This window comes from Mesorhizobium sp. M0040 (assembly GCF_040323505.1).
Lineage (GTDB): Bacteria > Pseudomonadota > Alphaproteobacteria > Rhizobiales > Rhizobiaceae > Mesorhizobium.
In genome coordinates, this window is sequence record NZ_JAMYVA010000019.1 from 60,351 (window position 1) to 75,184 (window position 14,834).

The 14,834-nt window shown below is 63.2% G+C and carries 13 protein-coding genes; 7 read left to right on the forward strand and 6 right to left on the reverse strand.

Features of this window, described 5'->3' with window-relative positions; translation table 11 throughout:
• Positions 1 to 47: 47 nt before the first annotated feature.
• On the forward strand, positions 48 to 1,631 hold the full coding sequence (locus NKJ91_RS18215; RefSeq protein WP_352456682.1) for an ABC transporter permease: 1,584 nt from the start codon (positions 48 to 50) through the stop codon (positions 1,629 to 1,631).
• Positions 1,628 to 2,710, forward strand: coding sequence for an ABC transporter ATP-binding protein (locus NKJ91_RS18220; protein ID WP_023677939.1), 1,083 nt, complete (start codon positions 1,628 to 1,630; stop codon positions 2,708 to 2,710). Before NKJ91_RS18215 ends, NKJ91_RS18220 begins: the two co-directional genes overlap by 4 nt.
• 22 nt (positions 2,711 to 2,732) lie before the next feature.
• On the opposite strand, the gene ugpC is transcribed toward NKJ91_RS18220, so the two are convergent.
• From ugpC to ugpB, 4 genes are all read right to left on the reverse strand, one after another.
• Entirely contained in the window at positions 2,733 to 3,800 is a 1,068-nt protein-coding gene (gene ugpC, locus NKJ91_RS18225; protein WP_352456683.1) for a sn-glycerol-3-phosphate ABC transporter ATP-binding protein UgpC, read from the reverse strand.
• 7 nt (positions 3,801 to 3,807) lie between these two features.
• The gene (gene ugpE, locus NKJ91_RS18230; RefSeq protein ID WP_023677937.1) at positions 3,808 to 4,656 is read right to left on the reverse strand and encodes a sn-glycerol-3-phosphate ABC transporter permease UgpE; all 849 of its coding nucleotides are present in this window, start codon (positions 4,654 to 4,656) and stop codon (positions 3,808 to 3,810) included.
• Positions 4,657 to 4,664: 8 nt separating this feature from the next.
• Complete coding sequence (gene ugpA, locus NKJ91_RS18235; RefSeq protein WP_023677936.1) at positions 4,665 to 5,549, reverse strand: sn-glycerol-3-phosphate ABC transporter permease UgpA; 885 nt, start codon at positions 5,547 to 5,549, stop codon at positions 4,665 to 4,667.
• Positions 5,550 to 5,630: 81 nt separating this feature from the next.
• Entirely contained in the window at positions 5,631 to 6,941 is a 1,311-nt protein-coding gene (gene ugpB / locus NKJ91_RS18240; protein WP_352456684.1) for a sn-glycerol-3-phosphate ABC transporter substrate-binding protein UgpB, read from the reverse strand.
• 295 nt (positions 6,942 to 7,236) lie between these two features.
• Between ugpB and NKJ91_RS18245 the strand changes: the two genes are divergently transcribed.
• Positions 7,237 to 9,669 carry a bifunctional diguanylate cyclase/phosphodiesterase gene (locus NKJ91_RS18245; RefSeq protein ID WP_352456685.1) on the forward strand — a complete coding sequence of 811 codons (2,433 nt, stop codon included), beginning with the start codon at positions 7,237 to 7,239 and terminating at the stop codon, positions 9,667 to 9,669.
• A gap of 2 nt (positions 9,670 to 9,671) precedes the next feature.
• On the opposite strand, the gene tlpA is transcribed toward NKJ91_RS18245, so the two are convergent.
• Positions 9,672 to 10,355 (reverse strand): thiol:disulfide interchange protein TlpA, encoded by a 684-nt coding sequence (gene tlpA, locus NKJ91_RS18250; protein WP_352456686.1) that lies wholly within the window; start codon positions 10,353 to 10,355, stop codon positions 9,672 to 9,674.
• A 35-nt stretch (positions 10,356 to 10,390) separates the two neighbouring features.
• On the opposite strand from tlpA, the gene argH reads away from it, so the two are divergent.
• From argH to lysA, 3 genes are all read left to right on the forward strand, one after another.
• The gene (argH, locus tag NKJ91_RS18255; protein ID WP_352456687.1) at positions 10,391 to 11,791 is read left to right on the forward strand and encodes an argininosuccinate lyase; all 1,401 of its coding nucleotides are present in this window, start codon (positions 10,391 to 10,393) and stop codon (positions 11,789 to 11,791) included.
• A gap of 71 nt (positions 11,792 to 11,862) precedes the next feature.
• On the forward strand, positions 11,863 to 12,069 hold the full coding sequence (locus NKJ91_RS18260; protein ID WP_023677931.1) for a hypothetical protein: 207 nt from the start codon (positions 11,863 to 11,865) through the stop codon (positions 12,067 to 12,069).
• A 15-nt stretch (positions 12,070 to 12,084) separates the two neighbouring features.
• Entirely contained in the window at positions 12,085 to 13,353 is a 1,269-nt protein-coding gene (gene lysA / locus NKJ91_RS18265; protein ID WP_352456688.1) for a diaminopimelate decarboxylase, read from the forward strand.
• A 10-nt stretch (positions 13,354 to 13,363) separates the two neighbouring features.
• Here lysA and NKJ91_RS18270 read toward each other — a convergent pair whose 3' ends face one another.
• Positions 13,364 to 13,666: an ArsR/SmtB family transcription factor gene (locus NKJ91_RS18270; RefSeq protein WP_023677929.1), complete on the reverse strand. Its 303-nt coding sequence runs from the start codon at positions 13,664 to 13,666 to the stop codon at positions 13,364 to 13,366.
• Positions 13,667 to 13,729: 63 nt separating this feature from the next.
• Here NKJ91_RS18270 and NKJ91_RS18275 point away from each other — a divergent pair, with 63 nt between their 5' ends.
• Complete coding sequence (locus NKJ91_RS18275) at positions 13,730 to 14,671, forward strand: threonine/serine dehydratase (RefSeq protein WP_352456689.1); 942 nt, start codon at positions 13,730 to 13,732, stop codon at positions 14,669 to 14,671.
• Positions 14,672 to 14,834: the final 163 nt, after the last annotated feature.

Here is a 14,834-nt window from a genome sequence, read left to right on the forward strand (position 1 = left end):
GCCGATCGTTTCCGCCTCCGGGCGGAGCTGGCGCAACGTCTGATCTGATGCAATCCGCGATCGATCTCGCACGCCCAGGCTTGCCGGCCGACGCCACGGCCGTGCGGGCACGTCGTTGGTCGGTCTCATGGATTGCGTTGGCTGCCGTCTTTGTCTCGCTTTTCGCGCTGCTGCCGCTTGCCTTCATCGTCTGGGTGGCGGTGCAGACCGGCTGGGAAACGGTGGCGGCGCTGGTGTTCAGGCCGCGCGTCGGCGAACTTCTGGTCAACACCAGCCTGCTGGTGGTGTTGGCGGTGCCGATCTCGATCGTGCTGTCGGTCATGCTGGCCTGGCTGACCGAGCGCAGCGATCTGCCGGGTGCCCGCCTATGGGCCTGGCTGTCGGTGGCGCCGCTCGCCATTCCGGCCTTCGTCCACAGTTACGCCTGGGTCACCATGGTGCCCAGACTGCACGGCCTGTGGGCCGGCGTGCTTGTGTCGGTCATCGCCTATTTCCCCTTCCTTTATCTGCCGGTGGCGGCGGCATTGCGCCGGCTCGATCCCGCTCTCGAGGATGCAGCGGCAGCCCTTGGTCTCGGCCCGTGGCGTGTGTTCAGGCGTGTCGTGCTGCCGCAGCTCCGGCTCGCCATTTGCGGCGGCTCCCTGCTGGTCGGCCTGCATCTCCTGGCCGAATACGGGCTCTATATCTTCATCCGCTTCGACACCTTCACCACCGCGATTGTCGACCAGTTCCAGTCGACCTTCAACGGTCCCGCGGCCAACATGCTGGCCGGCGTGCTGGTGACCTGCTGCCTTGTGCTGCTCGGGCTGGAGGTGCTGGTGCGCGGCGAGGAGCGCTATGCCCGCGTCGGTTCGGGTGCTGCGCGCCAGCAGCAGCGCACGGGGCTTGGGCGCGCCACCATTCCTTGCCTGCTGCTGCCTGCCATTACCACGCTGCTGGCGCTCGGCGTGCCGTTCGCCACTATCGGCCGCTGGCTCATGGCCGGCGGCGCCGATGTCTGGCGGCTCGACGAGATCGGCCTGGCACTTGGCCAAACGCTGTTCTTAGCAATTGCCGGCGCGCTGCTCGCCACCGTCGCGGCAATGCCGATGGCGTGGATTTCGATCCGCGCGCCGGGGCGGCTGCAACGCGTCCTGGAGGGCTGCAACTATATCGTGGGCGCGTTGCCCGGCGTTGTAATCGCCCTGGCGCTGGTCACCATCGCCGTGCGTATCGCCATGCCGCTCTACCAGACCCTGTTCACCATCCTGGTCGCCTATGCGCTGATGTTCCTGCCGCGCGCTCTGATTAGCCTCAGGGCGTCGATCGCACAGGCGCCGGTCGAGCTCGAACGCGCCGCCTCCAGCCTCGGCCGGTCGCCGCTCAAGGCGCTGTGGTCGACGACCATCCGCCTGTCGGCGCCGGGCGCCGCAGCCGGCATGGCGTTGGTCGCGCTGGGTATCATGAACGAATTGACCGCAACCCAGATGCTGGCGCCCAACGGCACCCGCACGCTGGCCATGGCGTTCTGGTCCTATAGCGGCGAGATCGACTATGCGTCGGCGGCGCCTTATGCCCTGATCATGGTGGCGATGTCGCTGCCTTTGACCTGGTTGCTCTACGTCCAGTCGAAGCGGATGGCCGGGCGATGAGCTTTCTCGAGCTGAGCGGCATCCACAAGCACTACGGGCCCGTCGCAGCACTTGCCGGCGTCGACCTCAGCGTGGCCAGCGGCAGCCGTACGGCAATCGTCGGGCCGTCCGGTTGCGGCAAGACCACCTTGCTGCGACTGATCGCCGGCTTCGAGGCGCCGGACCAGGGCCGCATCGTGCTTGATGGCGAGGTGCTGGCCGATGGCGACACGGCCGTGCCGGCGCATCGCCGCGGCATCGGGCTGGTGGCGCAGGACGGCGCTCTATTCCCGCATCTGAGCATCGCCGCCAATATCGGCTTCGGCATGGGCCGTCACGAGGAAAAGCGCAGTGAGCGCATCGCCGAGCTCGCCTATGTCGTCGGGCTGGACAAAGGTATCCTGAAGCGCCGTCCGCACGAACTCTCCGGTGGCCAGCAGCAGCGCGTCGCGCTCGCCCGCGCCATGGCCATGAAGCCGCGGCTGATGCTGCTCGACGAGCCGTTCTCGGCGCTCGACACCGGCCTGCGCGCCTCGATGCGCAAGGCCGTGGCCGAGCTCCTTGAAACCGCCGGCATCACCACCATCCTGGTCACCCACGACCAGGCCGAGGCGCTGTCATTCGCCAGCCAGGTCGCGGTGATGCGCGACGGCAAATTCTCGCAGGTCGGCACGCCGCGCGAGCTCTATTTCAAGCCGAAGGACAGGATGGTCGCCGAGTTCCTTGGCGACGCCATCGTCCTGCCGGCAAGGATCGCCGATGGCTTCGCCATCTCGCCGCTCGGCCGCATCGCTGTCGACAGCTCGGAGCGGCGCGACGTCGCCCGCATCATGCTGCGGCCGGAGCAGGTGTTGCTGAAACGCACATCGCGTGAAGGCATGTCCGGCACGCCGGACATGCTGTTCGGCGAGGTGACGGAATCGGAATTCGCCGGCTCGATGTGCACCATCGCGGTGCGTCTGTTGAACAGCCCCGATCCGCCCGACGCCGCCGCCATCGGCAATACGCCGTTGATCCTGCGCAAGCCGGGCATGGACGCGCCGGCGATCGGCGAGATCGTCCGGCTGACCGTGTCGGGCAAGGCGCATGTGTTTGCCTGAACGGTTTTGCGCAAGGCCGACTTCAATCGACCCGTTTGCCCGCCTGATCGAACCAATGCAGCTTTTCGGACCTGGCCACGACGCGCAATTGGTCGCCTGGCTTGGCGCTGGCGCGGCCTGAGACGCGCACCACGATGCGGCTGCCGGCTGCCACGCAATGGAGAAAGCTTTCGGCACCGACCGGTTCGACCGCTTCCACTGTTGCCGGCAGCGCGAGCGCGCCGGCCGGCGCCTCTGCCGCGAAGGTGATGTCGGCGTCCTCCGGACGAAAGCCTAGTGTCACTGCCTTGCCCTGTCGAGGCGCCAAGCCAATCACAGTACCGTCCGCCAATACCGAGCTTGGGGAGGCCCCTGTGAGCGCCAGCAGATTCATCGGCGGTGCGCCTATGAACGAAGCGACGAAGGTCGAGGCCGGTTTCTCGTACACATCAAGCGGCGCGCCGGTCTGCTCGACCAGGCCGGCGTTCATGACGACGAGGATGTCGGCCAGCGTCATCGCCTCAAGCTGGTCGTGCGTGACATAAACCGAGGTGACGCCAAGCGAGCGCTGCAGATTCTTGATCTCGATGCGCATCTGCCCGCGCAATTTCGCATCGAGGTTGGACAGCGGTTCGTCGAACAGGAAGACTTTCGGGTTGCGCACGATGGCGCGGCCCATGGCAACACGCTGGCGCTGGCCGCCGGAAAGCTCGCGCGGGCGCCGGTCGAGCAGCGCCGAAAGCTCCAGCACCTTGGCGGTCGAGCGCACCCTGCTGTCGATCTCGTCCTTGGGCGTGCCGCGATTGCGCAGGCCATAGGCCATGTTGTCATAGACCTTCATATGCGGGTAGAGCGCGTAGTTCTGGAACACCATGGCGATGTCGCGCTCGGTCGGGCCAATGGCGTTGACCACCTTGCCGTCGATGGCGACTGTACCGGCAGAAATCGTCTCCAGCCCGGCGATCATCCTCAGCAGCGTAGACTTGCCGCAGCCGGAGGGGCCGACCAGCACGCAAAGCTCCTTGTCGGGAATGGCGATGGAAACGCCCTTCACGGCCTCGACGCCGCTGGGATAGATTTTCCTGACATCCTTCAGATCCACGGTCGCCATCGGCTTCTCACTTTTCGGATTCGACCAGACCGCGCACGAACCAGCGTTGCATCAGCACGACCACCAGGATCGGCGGCACGATGGCCAGCATTGCCGTGACCATCACGAGGTGCCATTGGGTGTCGGCATCGGCGAAGGAAACCATCTTTCTCAGCGCGATGACGATGGTGTTCATGTCGTTGCTGTTGGTGACGAGCAGCGGCCAAAGATACTGCGTCCAGCCATAGATGAAGAGGATCACGAACAGCGCGGCGATGTTTGTCCGCGACAGCGGCACCAGAATATCGAAAAAGAAGCGCCATGGCCCGGCACCGTCGACACGCGCCGCCTCGACCAATTCGCCCGGTATGGTCATGAAGAACTGGCGAAACAGCAGCGTTGCGGTGGCCGAGGCGATCAGCGGGACGATCAGGCCGGCATAGGTGTCGATCATGCCGAGATCGACCATCACCTTGTAGGTCGGCAGGATGCGCACCTCGACTGGAAGCATCAAGGTGATGAAGATCAGCCAGAAGAAGGTCATGCGCAGCGGAAAGCGAAAGAACACGATCGCGTAGGCCGACAGGATCGAGATGAAGATCTTTCCCACCGCAACGCCGAGCGCCATGATCGTGGTGTTGAGGAGCAGCCTGCCGACGCTGACCCCGCCGATACGACCGATGCCGCCGAACAGCGCCTCGCTGTAATTGTTCCATAGCTGGTCGCCGGGCAAGAGCGGCAGGGGCGGCCTGAGGATCGTTTGCAGCGTGTGCGTCGAGGCAACGAAGGTGTAGTAGATCGGAAAAGCCACGATCAATATGCCGAGGATGAGCACGGCATGGGCGATGAAGGTGCGGAGCGGGGACTGGCCGATCATCGCTGCCCTCAGCCGTAATGGACTTTGCGTTCCACATAGCGGAACTGGATCGCTGTGAGCGCAATGACGATGGCCATCAGGATGACCGACTGCGCCGCCGAATCGCCCAGGATCAGATTGACGAAGCCGTCATTGTAGACCTTGTAGACCAGCGTCTCGGTCGTCTTGCCCGGCCCGCCGCCGGTGACGGCATGAACGATGCCGAACGTGTCGAACAGGGCATAGACGGTGTTGACGACCAGCAGGAAAAAGGTTGTCGGCGCAAGCAGCGGGAAGACGATGGTCCAGAAGCGCTTGGTTTCGCCGGCGCCGTCCATGGCCGCCGCTTCGATCAGCGTTTTCGGCACCGCCTGCAGGCCGGCGACGAAGAACAGGAAGTTGTAGCTGATCTGCTTCCAGGCAGCAGCCGACACCAGCAGGATCATGGCGTGGGTGCCGTTGAGCAGCGGGTCCCATACGATGCCGAGGCTTCTCAGCAAATAGGCCAACGAGCCGATCGAGGGATTGAACAGGAAAAGCCAAAGCATGCCGGCAATCGCCGGCGCAACGGCGTAAGGCCATATCAACAGTGTGCGGTAGAGGCCTTTGCCGCGCACGGCCTTCTCGGCCATGACCGCGAGCAGCAGGGCCACAACCATGGCAACGATCGCGGTCGCAAGAGAGAACACTACGGTGACCTTGATCGAGTTGAGGTAGGCCGGATCGGCCAGCACCTTCCGGAAATTGGCAAACCAGACGAACCTGCTCTTCAGCCCGAACGGGTCTTGCCTGAGCATCGACTGGTAAAGCGCCTGACCGGCCGGCCAGTAGAAGAAAACCAGGGTGATGGCGAGTTGTGGCGCCACCAGCAGGTAGGGCAGGATCTTGTTGGGAAAGACGACGCGTGGAGACAGGCTGATTTCCCTCGCTATCCAGGTATCGCCCACGCGAGCCCGCGTGGGCGATATTCCAACCGACTAACCGAGATAATCCCGTCAGTTCTCCAGCGCTTCCTTGATCGCGACGTTGCCGCGCGCAACCGCATTGTCGAGCGCCTGCTGAGCGGTTTGCTGGCCGGCCAGCATCTTCTCCAACTCCTCGTTCTGGATATCACGCACCTGCGGCAGATTCGGCAGGCGCACGCCCTTCGAGTTGTCGGTCGGCGCCTTGCCTGTCATCTGCAGGATGGGTGTCTCGCGGCCGGGGTTTTTGTCATAGAAGCCTGATTTCTTGGTCGCCTCGTATGCGGCGAGCGTCACTGGCAGGTATCCCGACTTCTGGTGCAGATATTCCTGCACATCGGTCTTGGACAGATAGGCAAAGAAGGCCGCGACGCCCTTGTATTCCTCGTCCGACTTGTTGCCGAACACCCACAGGCTGGCACCACCCGGCGTCGTGTTCTGTGGTGCGCCCTTGGCGTCGGTATCATAGGGAAGCTGGCCGATGCCATAGTTCATGCCGGACTTGACGATATCGCCGAGGCCGCCCGACGATTCGGTGAAGATGCCGCATTCGCCGGCGAGGAATATCTGCTTGGCTTCGGAGGTGCGTCCGCCATATTTGAACGTGCCGTCCTTGGCCAGGTCAGCTAGCGCCTGGAAGTGGTTGACGAAAATCGGCGCATTGATCTTGAGTTCGACATCACCTCCAGCCAGGCCATTCTGCTGGGTGGCCCAAGGCACGTCATTCCACGCCGCGAAATTCTCCAGGTGGATCCAGGTCAGCCAGGTCGAGGTATAGCCGCAAGGGGCGGCGCCGCTCGTCTTGATCTTCTTGGCAGCTTCCCACACCTCGTTCCACGTCTTGGGCGGATTGTTCACGTCGAGGCCTGCCTTCTGGAAGATGTCCTTGTTGTAGTAGAGGATCGGCGAGGAAGAGTTGTAGGGGAACGATAGCATGGTGCCGTCCGGCTTCGAATAATAGCCGACGATGCCGGGCAGATACTGGCTCTTGTCGAAAGTCATCCCGGCGCCGGTCATCACATCGGCCACCGGCTTTATCGCACCCTCGGCCGCCATCATCACGCCGGTGCCGACGTCGAACACCTGGAGGATATCGGGCGCTTGCCCGGCACGAAAGGCAGCGATGCCGGCATTCAGCGTCTCCGGATAGGTGCCCTTGAACACCGGAACGAGCTCATAGTCGCTCTGGCTGGCGTTGAAATCCTTGGAGATCTTGGCGACGACCTCGGCGTTGGCGCCGGTCATGGCGTGCCACCAGCTGATCTGCGTGACGGCGAAGGCGGAGGTGGTGGAAAGCAGGGTCACGGTGGCGGCGATACCGGCCGCAAAGCCGAAGAACTTCATGTTTCATCTCCCGTTTGTCATTGGCGAAAGGGGCACTTCCGCAAAGCCAATATGTGGCGCTGATGACAATCGGACAACGGTTTTATTGCGGATCAATGAACATCATTCCTTCCTAAAGGCCACTCGCTACCTAAACCGGGCGCCAGAAATCACATCACCGTCTTTCGGCGCAGCGGCGTCGGTTTTCCCCCGAAAAGACCCGCCTCATGGCCCGCGGGTTAACCATTCGTTAAAATCTCCAAGAGCTAATCAGTCACACCTCCCCTGTTAGTTTTGGCAGACCGAGTGAACCAGGATGCTGACGGTCTATAATTGTATTGTAAGTCAGCACGATCCGAGACTGGTTGCGCTTGCCGCACTCGTCTGTGGAATTTCTTGCTTTTCAGCGGTTAATCTCCTTAAGCATGTCGGCCGATCGACCGAGCGAAACCGGCTTGTCTGGCTGATGATCGCCGCGGCCTCGACCGGGTTCGGCATATGGGCGACGCATTTCATCGCCATGACCGCGTTTACGCCGGGAATACCGAACGCATACAATCCGGGATTATCCGCCTTTTCGCTTGCCGCCGCCGTTATCATGACCGCGCTTGGGATGTGGGTCGCCACCTTGCGCCGCGGCATCGACCATTTCCTCGTCGGTGGCGCCATTCTGGGCGGCGCCATCGCGACGATGCACTACATCGGCATGGCAGCTTTCGAGGTCGAAGGCCGGGTCGTATGGAACCTGCTCCTTGTCGCGATATCGCTTCTGGCCGGCGTGACCCTCGCGGCACTGGCGCTCCTTGTCGTCTTGCGCCGTCCGTCAGCGCTCGCGACTTTCGGCGGCGCCGCGCTTTTGACGCTGGCGATTTGCAGCTTGCATTTCATCGCGATGGCCGCGGTGTCGATCATTCCGGATTCCTCGATTGAAATATCCGAACATTCCATCGAGCCCATTTCCCAGGCCTTTGCCGCAGCGGTCGCCAGCCTGATAATCCTTGTGCTATCGGGTGCCGCGCTGTGGATCGACCTGCGCTTTCGCCGCCAGAAGCTCGAGGCCGATCGCATGCACGATCTCGCCAATGCGGCGGTGGAAGGTCTGATCGTTTGCGATGGCACCCGCATTGTCAGCGCCAATGACAGTATGGCGAAGCTGACCGGAACAGCGACAGCCACCCTGAACACGATGCAATTCGGCGAGCTTTTCGACGGACAGAGCGCAGCCGATATGTCCGGCTTCGGCGAACAGGCGCAGGAAGCGAAGTTAAGGGGCAGCGACGGGGCGAGAATTCCTGTCGAGCTGATCGCCAGGAAAATCACCTACTGCGGCAGGCCTCATACGGTGCTTGCCGTTCGCGACATCCGTGAGCGCAAGAAGGCAGAACAAGAGATCCTCCGCCTCGCGCATTTCGATCCGCTTACCGGGCTTGCCAATCGGCGGAGCTTTTCTTCCCGGCTGGAAGCAGAATTCGCCTCGATGGATCGTGGCGGCAAGGATGGACATCTGGCGCTCCTGCTGCTTGACCTTGACCGGTTCAAGCAAGTCAACGACCTCTATGGCCACGGGGCCGGCGATGCTATGCTGCAGAAGCTGGCGCACTGCATTTCCGGCATCCCGCGCCACGGACAGATGCTCGCGCGTCTCGGCGGCGATGAATTTGCCATCATAGCTCCGAACCTCCCCGACCCCCTGGCCGCAGGCCGGATAGCCGAGGACTTGCTGGCGGCGATCCGGGAGGAAAACAGGCTTTCGGTCGGCTCCGGCCTCGTCTCGGCCAGCATCGGCATCGCCTTCTTTCCGCTGGATGCCGAAGACCAGGCCGGCCTGATCAGCCATGCCGACACGGCACTCCATCGCGCCAAAACCGAAGGCAGGGACACTTATCGGTTTTTCGAGATGGCCATGGGCACCGCGGCCCGCGACAAGCGCGTGATGGAGCATGAATTGCGCCAGGCGATCGCCCGCAAGGAGTTCCACCTCGTCTATCAGCCGCAGAAGGAGATCCGCGGCGGCAGGATGATCGGCTTCGAAGCCCTGGTCCGTTGGCAGCACCCTGAGCGGGGTGACATTTCTCCGGCCGTTTTCATCCCCGTGGCCGAGGACAGTGGCGCTATCGCGCAGATCGGCGACTGGGTGCTGACGACGGCTTGTAACGATGCTGTTCGCTGGACAAACCCGCTGATGGTCGCCGTCAACGTCTCCGCCGTGCAACTTCACAATCCGAACTTCAGCCGCAAGGTGCACGACGCGTTGACGAGATCCGGCCTAGCCCCCGGCAGGCTCGAACTGGAGATCACCGAAACGGCCCTGGTGAAGGACATGCCGCGCGCGCTGGCAACCTTGAGGCAGGTCAAGGCGCTTGGCGTGCATGTGGCGATGGACGATTTTGGCACCGGCTATTCTTCGCTGTCCAACCTCAGCGCCTTTCCCTTCGACAAGATCAAGATCGACGGGTCGTTCATCAAATCGGTCGACAAGAACGCCCAGTTCGCGGCGATCGTTCGCGCCGTGCTGGGGCTTGGACGCGGTCTCGGCTTACCGGTTCTGGCAGAAGGCATCGAGACGCCGGGTGAATTGCAGTTCCTGGACGCCGAGGCTTGCGAGATCGGGCAAGGCTACTACCTCGGCAAACCGGCTCCGATCGAGACATTCGGGGAACTGACGGGCGTGGCCGCTCCGGCAATCCGCACCGCCAGCCGACGCGGCGCAAGCATTGCCGTGCTCAAGCCGCGCCTGCGCACGGTCTGAGCCTATCCCGGCTGAAGCGCCGCCTCGACCAGACGCTTGGCATCCGGCCCCGACCATTCGGCCGGGCCATTCATATGGGCGATCAGGCAGCCTTGCCCATCGATCAGCATGGTGACCGGCAGACCGAGCGCCAGGCCGCGCGTCTTGACGTCGTTGAACAGCGCCATCGTGGCATCGCGATAGTAGCCGAGCGACTTGACGCCGGTGTCCTCCAGGAACTTCTTCGGTTTGGCATCGTCGCCGGCATCGACGTTGACGGCAACAACCTGAAACGCATCGCTGCCCATCTCCTTCTGCAGCGCATCGAGCGCCGGCATTTCGGCGCGGCAAGGTGCGCACCATGTCGCCCACAGATTGAGCAGCACCGTCTTGCCGGCATGATCGGCGATCGTCGTCGGCTTGCCGTCGGGGCCGTTGAAGGCAAGGCTTTTCAGCGATTGCGGCGGATCCGCCGGCAAAAGCGCGGCAACCTGGCCGGTGGCAGCGGCGGCGATCTTCTTGGCACGGTCGGTCTTGACGGCGCAGGCGACGTCGTCCTTGCCGCCGCCGGCGGCCACTTGCGCGGGCGCCTTGTTGCCAGAACTGCTTTCCCTGACATATACCGCGACCGCGCCGGCCAGCACGCCCGCAACCAAAGCGGCGAGGATGAGACGCAAAGCCGGGAAAAATCTATTGCCGTCTGCCATTTTTCAAAAACTGCTCCGGAGCACGGGTTATAGCGATGAACGACAAGAAGGCCAGCAACCAGATGTGGGGCGGACGTTTTGCCTCGGGTCCGGCCGCAATCATGGAAGCGATCAACGCGTCGATCTCGTTCGACCGCAAACTCTATGCGCAGGATATTCGCGGCTCGATCGCCCATAGCCAGATGCTGGCGCAAACGGGCATTATTTCGGCGGCCGATCAAGAAAAAATCGTTCACGGGCTGAACACGATCCTCGCAGAGATCGAGGCCGGCACCTTCGAGTTCTCGACCAGGCTGGAAGACATCCACATGAATGTCGAGGCCCGTCTGGCCGATTTGATCGGCCCCGCCGCCGGCCGCCTGCATACCGCCCGCTCGCGCAACGACCAGGTGGCGGTCGACCTCAGGCTGTGGGTCAAGGACGAATGCTTTCGTGTCGCCGAGGCGCTGAAGGGCCTGATCACGGCGTTCCTGGATCGGGCCGAGGAGCATGCGGCAACGGTGATGCCGGGCTTCACCCACATGCAGGCGGCGCAGCCGGTGACCTTCGGCCACCACTGCATGGCTTATGTCGAGATGTTTGCACGCGACCTGTCGCGCGTCCGCGATGCGATTGAGCGGATGGATGAAAGCCCGCTCGGCGCCGCCGCCCTTGCCGGCACCAGCTTTTCCATCGACCGGCACCAGACGGCGAAGGCGCTTGGCTTCCGCGAGCCGATGCGCAATTCGCTCGACAGTGTTTCGGACCGCGATTTCGCGCTCGAGTTCCTGGGCTTGGCGGCGATCTGCGCGACGCATCTGTCGCGGCTGGCCGAAGAGATCATCATCTGGTCGACGCCGCAATTCGGCTTCGTCAGGCTATCGGATAGTTTCTCGACGGGTTCGTCGATCATGCCGCAGAAGAAGAACCCGGACGCTGCCGAACTGGTGCGCGGCAAGACCGGCCGCGTCACCGGCCATCTCGTCGGCCTGCTGACGGTGATGAAGGGCATGCCGCTGACCTATGGCAAGGACATGCAGGAAGACAAGGAATCCGTCTTCGACGCGGCCGAGACGCTCGACCTGATGCTGGCGGCAATGACCGGCATGGTGCGCGACATGACGGTGAACACTGCTGCGATGAAAAAGGCGGCCGGCGCCGGCTATTCGACTGCGACCGACCTCGCCGACTGGCTGGTGCGCATGCTCGGCCTGCCGTTCCGCGAGGCGCACCATATCACTGGCCGGGCGGTGGCGCTGGCCGAGGACAGGAAGATCGGGCTCGACAGGCTTTCGCTGGAGGATCTGCAGTCCATTCACCCCGGTATCAGCGCCGACGTGTTTTCGGTTCTTGCCGTGCAGAATTCTGTAAAGAGTCGCACGAGCTTCGGCGGCACCGCGCCGTCCGAGGTGCGCAAGCAGATCCGCTACTGGAAAAAGCGGCTCGCCAAGGCGTAAGACGCGGGGTGCAATGGCCGCAAAACTCGGCTAGAAGCGGCTGCGGGCAACAGTTTCGGACGGATGGCACGATGACCGGAAGCAGGATTTTGGTGACGCTGACGCTGCTGGCGGCAATGGCCACCGTTGCGGCCTGCGGCAGGAAGGCTGCGCTCGACACGCCGTACGCGGCAGCCGTGCAGGCCCGCAAGGACGCCGAGAAGGCCAAGCAACCTTTGCCGCCGGAGCCGGAAAAACCTGTCGAGGACAAGAAATTCATCCTCGACCCGCTGCTCTGATTTCGGACCAATCTCGTGAACCATTTCGACTACCGCGACGGCGCGCTGCATGCTGAGGACGTGGCGATATCAGACATCGCCGCCAGCGTCGGCCCGCCGTTCTACTGTTATTCGACGGCGACGCTGACCAGGCATTTTCGCGTCTTCACCGAGGCCTTTGCCGGGCTCGATGCTCTCGTCTGCTATGCCATGAAGGCGAATTCTAACCAGGCCGTGCTGAGGGTGCTGGCAAGGCTCGGCGCCGGCGCCGACGTGGTCTCGGAGGGCGAATTGCGCCGCGCTTTGGCGGCCGGCATCCCGGCAAGCAAGATCCTGTTTTCGGGCGTCGGCAAGACCGCGCGCGAAATGGATTTTGCGCTCTCGGCCGGCATTCTCTGTTTCAACGTCGAATCCGAACCGGAGTTGGAGCTGCTGTCGGCCCGCGCCACCGCGCTGGGCAAGATCGCGCCGATCTCGCTGCGCATCAATCCGGATGTCGACGCCAGGACGCACAAGAAGATTTCGACTGGGAAGGCCGAGAACAAGTTCGGCATTCCGTGGCAGCATGCGCGGAAGGTCTATGCGCGCGCGGCTGAGCTGCCGGGCATCAAGGTCACCGGCATAGACACCCATATCGGCAGCCAGATCACCGAATTGCAGCCCTTCGACGACGCCTTTGCGCTGCTGGTGGAGCTGGTCGGCGCCTTGCGCTCCGACGGTCATGCCATCGAGCACATCGATGTCGGCGGCGGCCTTGGCATTCCCTACCGCGTCGACAACAACCCGCCGCCTTTGCCCGATGCCTATGCCCGGATCGTCAGGAAGCATGTTGCCAAACTTGGGCTGAAGGTAATGTTCGAGCCAGGCCGGCTGATCGTCGGCAACGCCGGCATCCTGGTCTCGCAGGTGATCTTCGTGAAGGAGGGCGACGCCAAGAACTTCCTCGTCGTCGACGCCGCGATGAACGACCTGATCCGGCCGACGCTTTACGACGCTTTCCACGACATCAGGCCGGTGGCGCAGCAGCCGGCCGCTGCACCACGCATGAAGGTCGACGTCGTTGGCCCGGTTTGTGAGACCGGCGACTATCTCGGGCTCGACCGTGACCTGCCCCGGCTGAAATCCGGCGACCTGATCGCTGTCTCCACCGCCGGCGCCTATGGCGCCGTTCAGGCCGGCACCTACAATACCAGGCTGCTGGTACCGGAAGTGCTGGTCGACGGCGACCGCTTCCACGTTGTGCGCCCGCGCCAGACCTATGACGAGCTGATCGGACTGGACTCGGTGCCGGACTGGTTGGAGTAGAACTCTGCAGCTACAGCCGGTGCTGAATGAGCGCCCTGGTCTCGGCGATTCTGTCCTCATTCCGGCGATAGAATATCCACTGCTTGATGCGCTTGCTGCGCAAAAGCCCTGCCTGGGTGAGCACGCGCATATGCTCGCTGAGCGTTGCCTGGGTGATCCCCAGCTTTTCCGCGATCAGCAGCGCGCAGACGCCGTCCTCGACCAGATCGCCGTCCGTCTGCGGCGGAAAATGCGCGCGCGGGTCCTTGAGCCAATCGAGGATCTGGAGCCTGCGCTCGTTGGCAATCGCTTTGAAAACGTCGACCTCTTGCATTTAGGCACTTTGCCAAGTTACTAAGTAATGTCAACTCTGAATGTCAACTCTGGGAGTGAAAGCATGCTGCACGGCCACACGATCACACGCGAGCGCATTGCGGCGATAGAACCCCGCATCCGGCCCTTCGTGCGCCACACGCCGGTGCAACGCGTCGACATGGCCGATTTCGGCCGCCCGCCTCTGCCTGTCGACCTGAAGCTTGAGTGCTTGCAGCATTCCGGCTCGTTCAAGGCGCGTGGTGCGTTCACCAATCTCCTCGAACGGCCGGTTCCTGCGGCCGGCGTCGTCGCCGCATCGGGCGGCAACCACGGTGCCGCCGTCGCCTATGCCGCCATGCGGCTCGGCCACAAGGCGACCATCTTTGTTCCCGAAGTGAGCCCGCAGGCCAAGCTGGACCGCATCCGCGGCTACGGCGCCGAGCTGATCGTCGGCGGCGCCCGTTATGCCGAGGCGCTGGCCGCCAGCGAGAGCTTCGCCGAAAAATCCGGCGCGCTGCAGATCCACGCCTTCAACCAGGAGGAGACGCTGGTCGGGCAAGGCACGCTCGGCCTCGAGATCGAGGCCGACCTGCCGAAGCTCGACACCCTGCTGGTCGCCGTCGGCGGCGGCGGGCTGATCGGCGGCATCGCTGCCTGGTTTTCCGGCCGCATCAGGATAATCGCGGTCGAGCCGGAGGGTGCGCCGACGCTTCATCGCGCCTTCGAGGCGGGCCGACCCGTCGACGCGCCGGCTGAGGGCATCGCCGCCGATTCGCTCGCGCCAAAGCGTGTCGGCGAAATGATGTATCCTATCGCCGAGGCATTCGTCGAGCGCTCGATCCTGGTCGGCGACGACGACATTATCGCCGCCCAGGCGGCGCTGTGGGACCGCGTGCGAATCATCTCCGAGCCGGGCGGTGCGGCCGCCTTCGCGGCGCTCCTGTCCGGCCGCTACGCACCGGCTGCAGGCGAGCGCGTTGCCGTACTGGTCTGCGGCGCAAACGCCAATCCGGCGAAATTCTGACAATATCCGGGGCATTATTGTTCACGTTTTGGGGAACCGCCTCGCCTTCGCCGTGTTTGTTGGTATCCTTAGGGCGATGTGCATCCGCTTGGACGCACGAAGTACGCGCTAAGATTTTAGGTCTTCGCATCGTGCTTCCCGAAAATCGACTTTTCGGGCCCAT

What these genes read in the sequence shown, in the direction of transcription:
- NKJ91_RS18220 (WP_023677939.1), top strand. Translation starts at nt 1,628, where the DNA reads ATGAGCTTTCTCGAGCTGAGCGGCATCCACAAGCACTACGGGCCCGTC.
- ugpC (WP_352456683.1), bottom strand. Translation starts at nt 3,800, where the DNA reads ATGGCGACCGTGGATCTGAAGGATGTCAGGAAAATCTATCCCAGCGGC.
- NKJ91_RS18215 (WP_352456682.1), top strand. Translation starts at nt 48, where the DNA reads ATGCAATCCGCGATCGATCTCGCACGCCCAGGCTTGCCGGCCGACGCC.
- tlpA (WP_352456686.1), bottom strand. Translation starts at nt 10,355, where the DNA reads ATGGCAGACGGCAATAGATTTTTCCCGGCTTTGCGTCTCATCCTCGCC.
- argH (WP_352456687.1), top strand. Translation starts at nt 10,391, where the DNA reads ATGAACGACAAGAAGGCCAGCAACCAGATGTGGGGCGGACGTTTTGCC.
- NKJ91_RS18245 (WP_352456685.1), top strand. Translation starts at nt 7,237, where the DNA reads ATGCTGACGGTCTATAATTGTATTGTAAGTCAGCACGATCCGAGACTG.
- ugpE (WP_023677937.1), bottom strand. Translation starts at nt 4,656, where the DNA reads ATGATCGGCCAGTCCCCGCTCCGCACCTTCATCGCCCATGCCGTGCTC.
- NKJ91_RS18275 (WP_352456689.1), top strand. Translation starts at nt 13,730, where the DNA reads ATGCTGCACGGCCACACGATCACACGCGAGCGCATTGCGGCGATAGAA.
- NKJ91_RS18270 (WP_023677929.1), bottom strand. Translation starts at nt 13,666, where the DNA reads ATGCAAGAGGTCGACGTTTTCAAAGCGATTGCCAACGAGCGCAGGCTC.
- ugpB (WP_352456684.1), bottom strand. Translation starts at nt 6,941, where the DNA reads ATGAAGTTCTTCGGCTTTGCGGCCGGTATCGCCGCCACCGTGACCCTG.
- NKJ91_RS18260 (WP_023677931.1), top strand. Translation starts at nt 11,863, where the DNA reads ATGACCGGAAGCAGGATTTTGGTGACGCTGACGCTGCTGGCGGCAATG.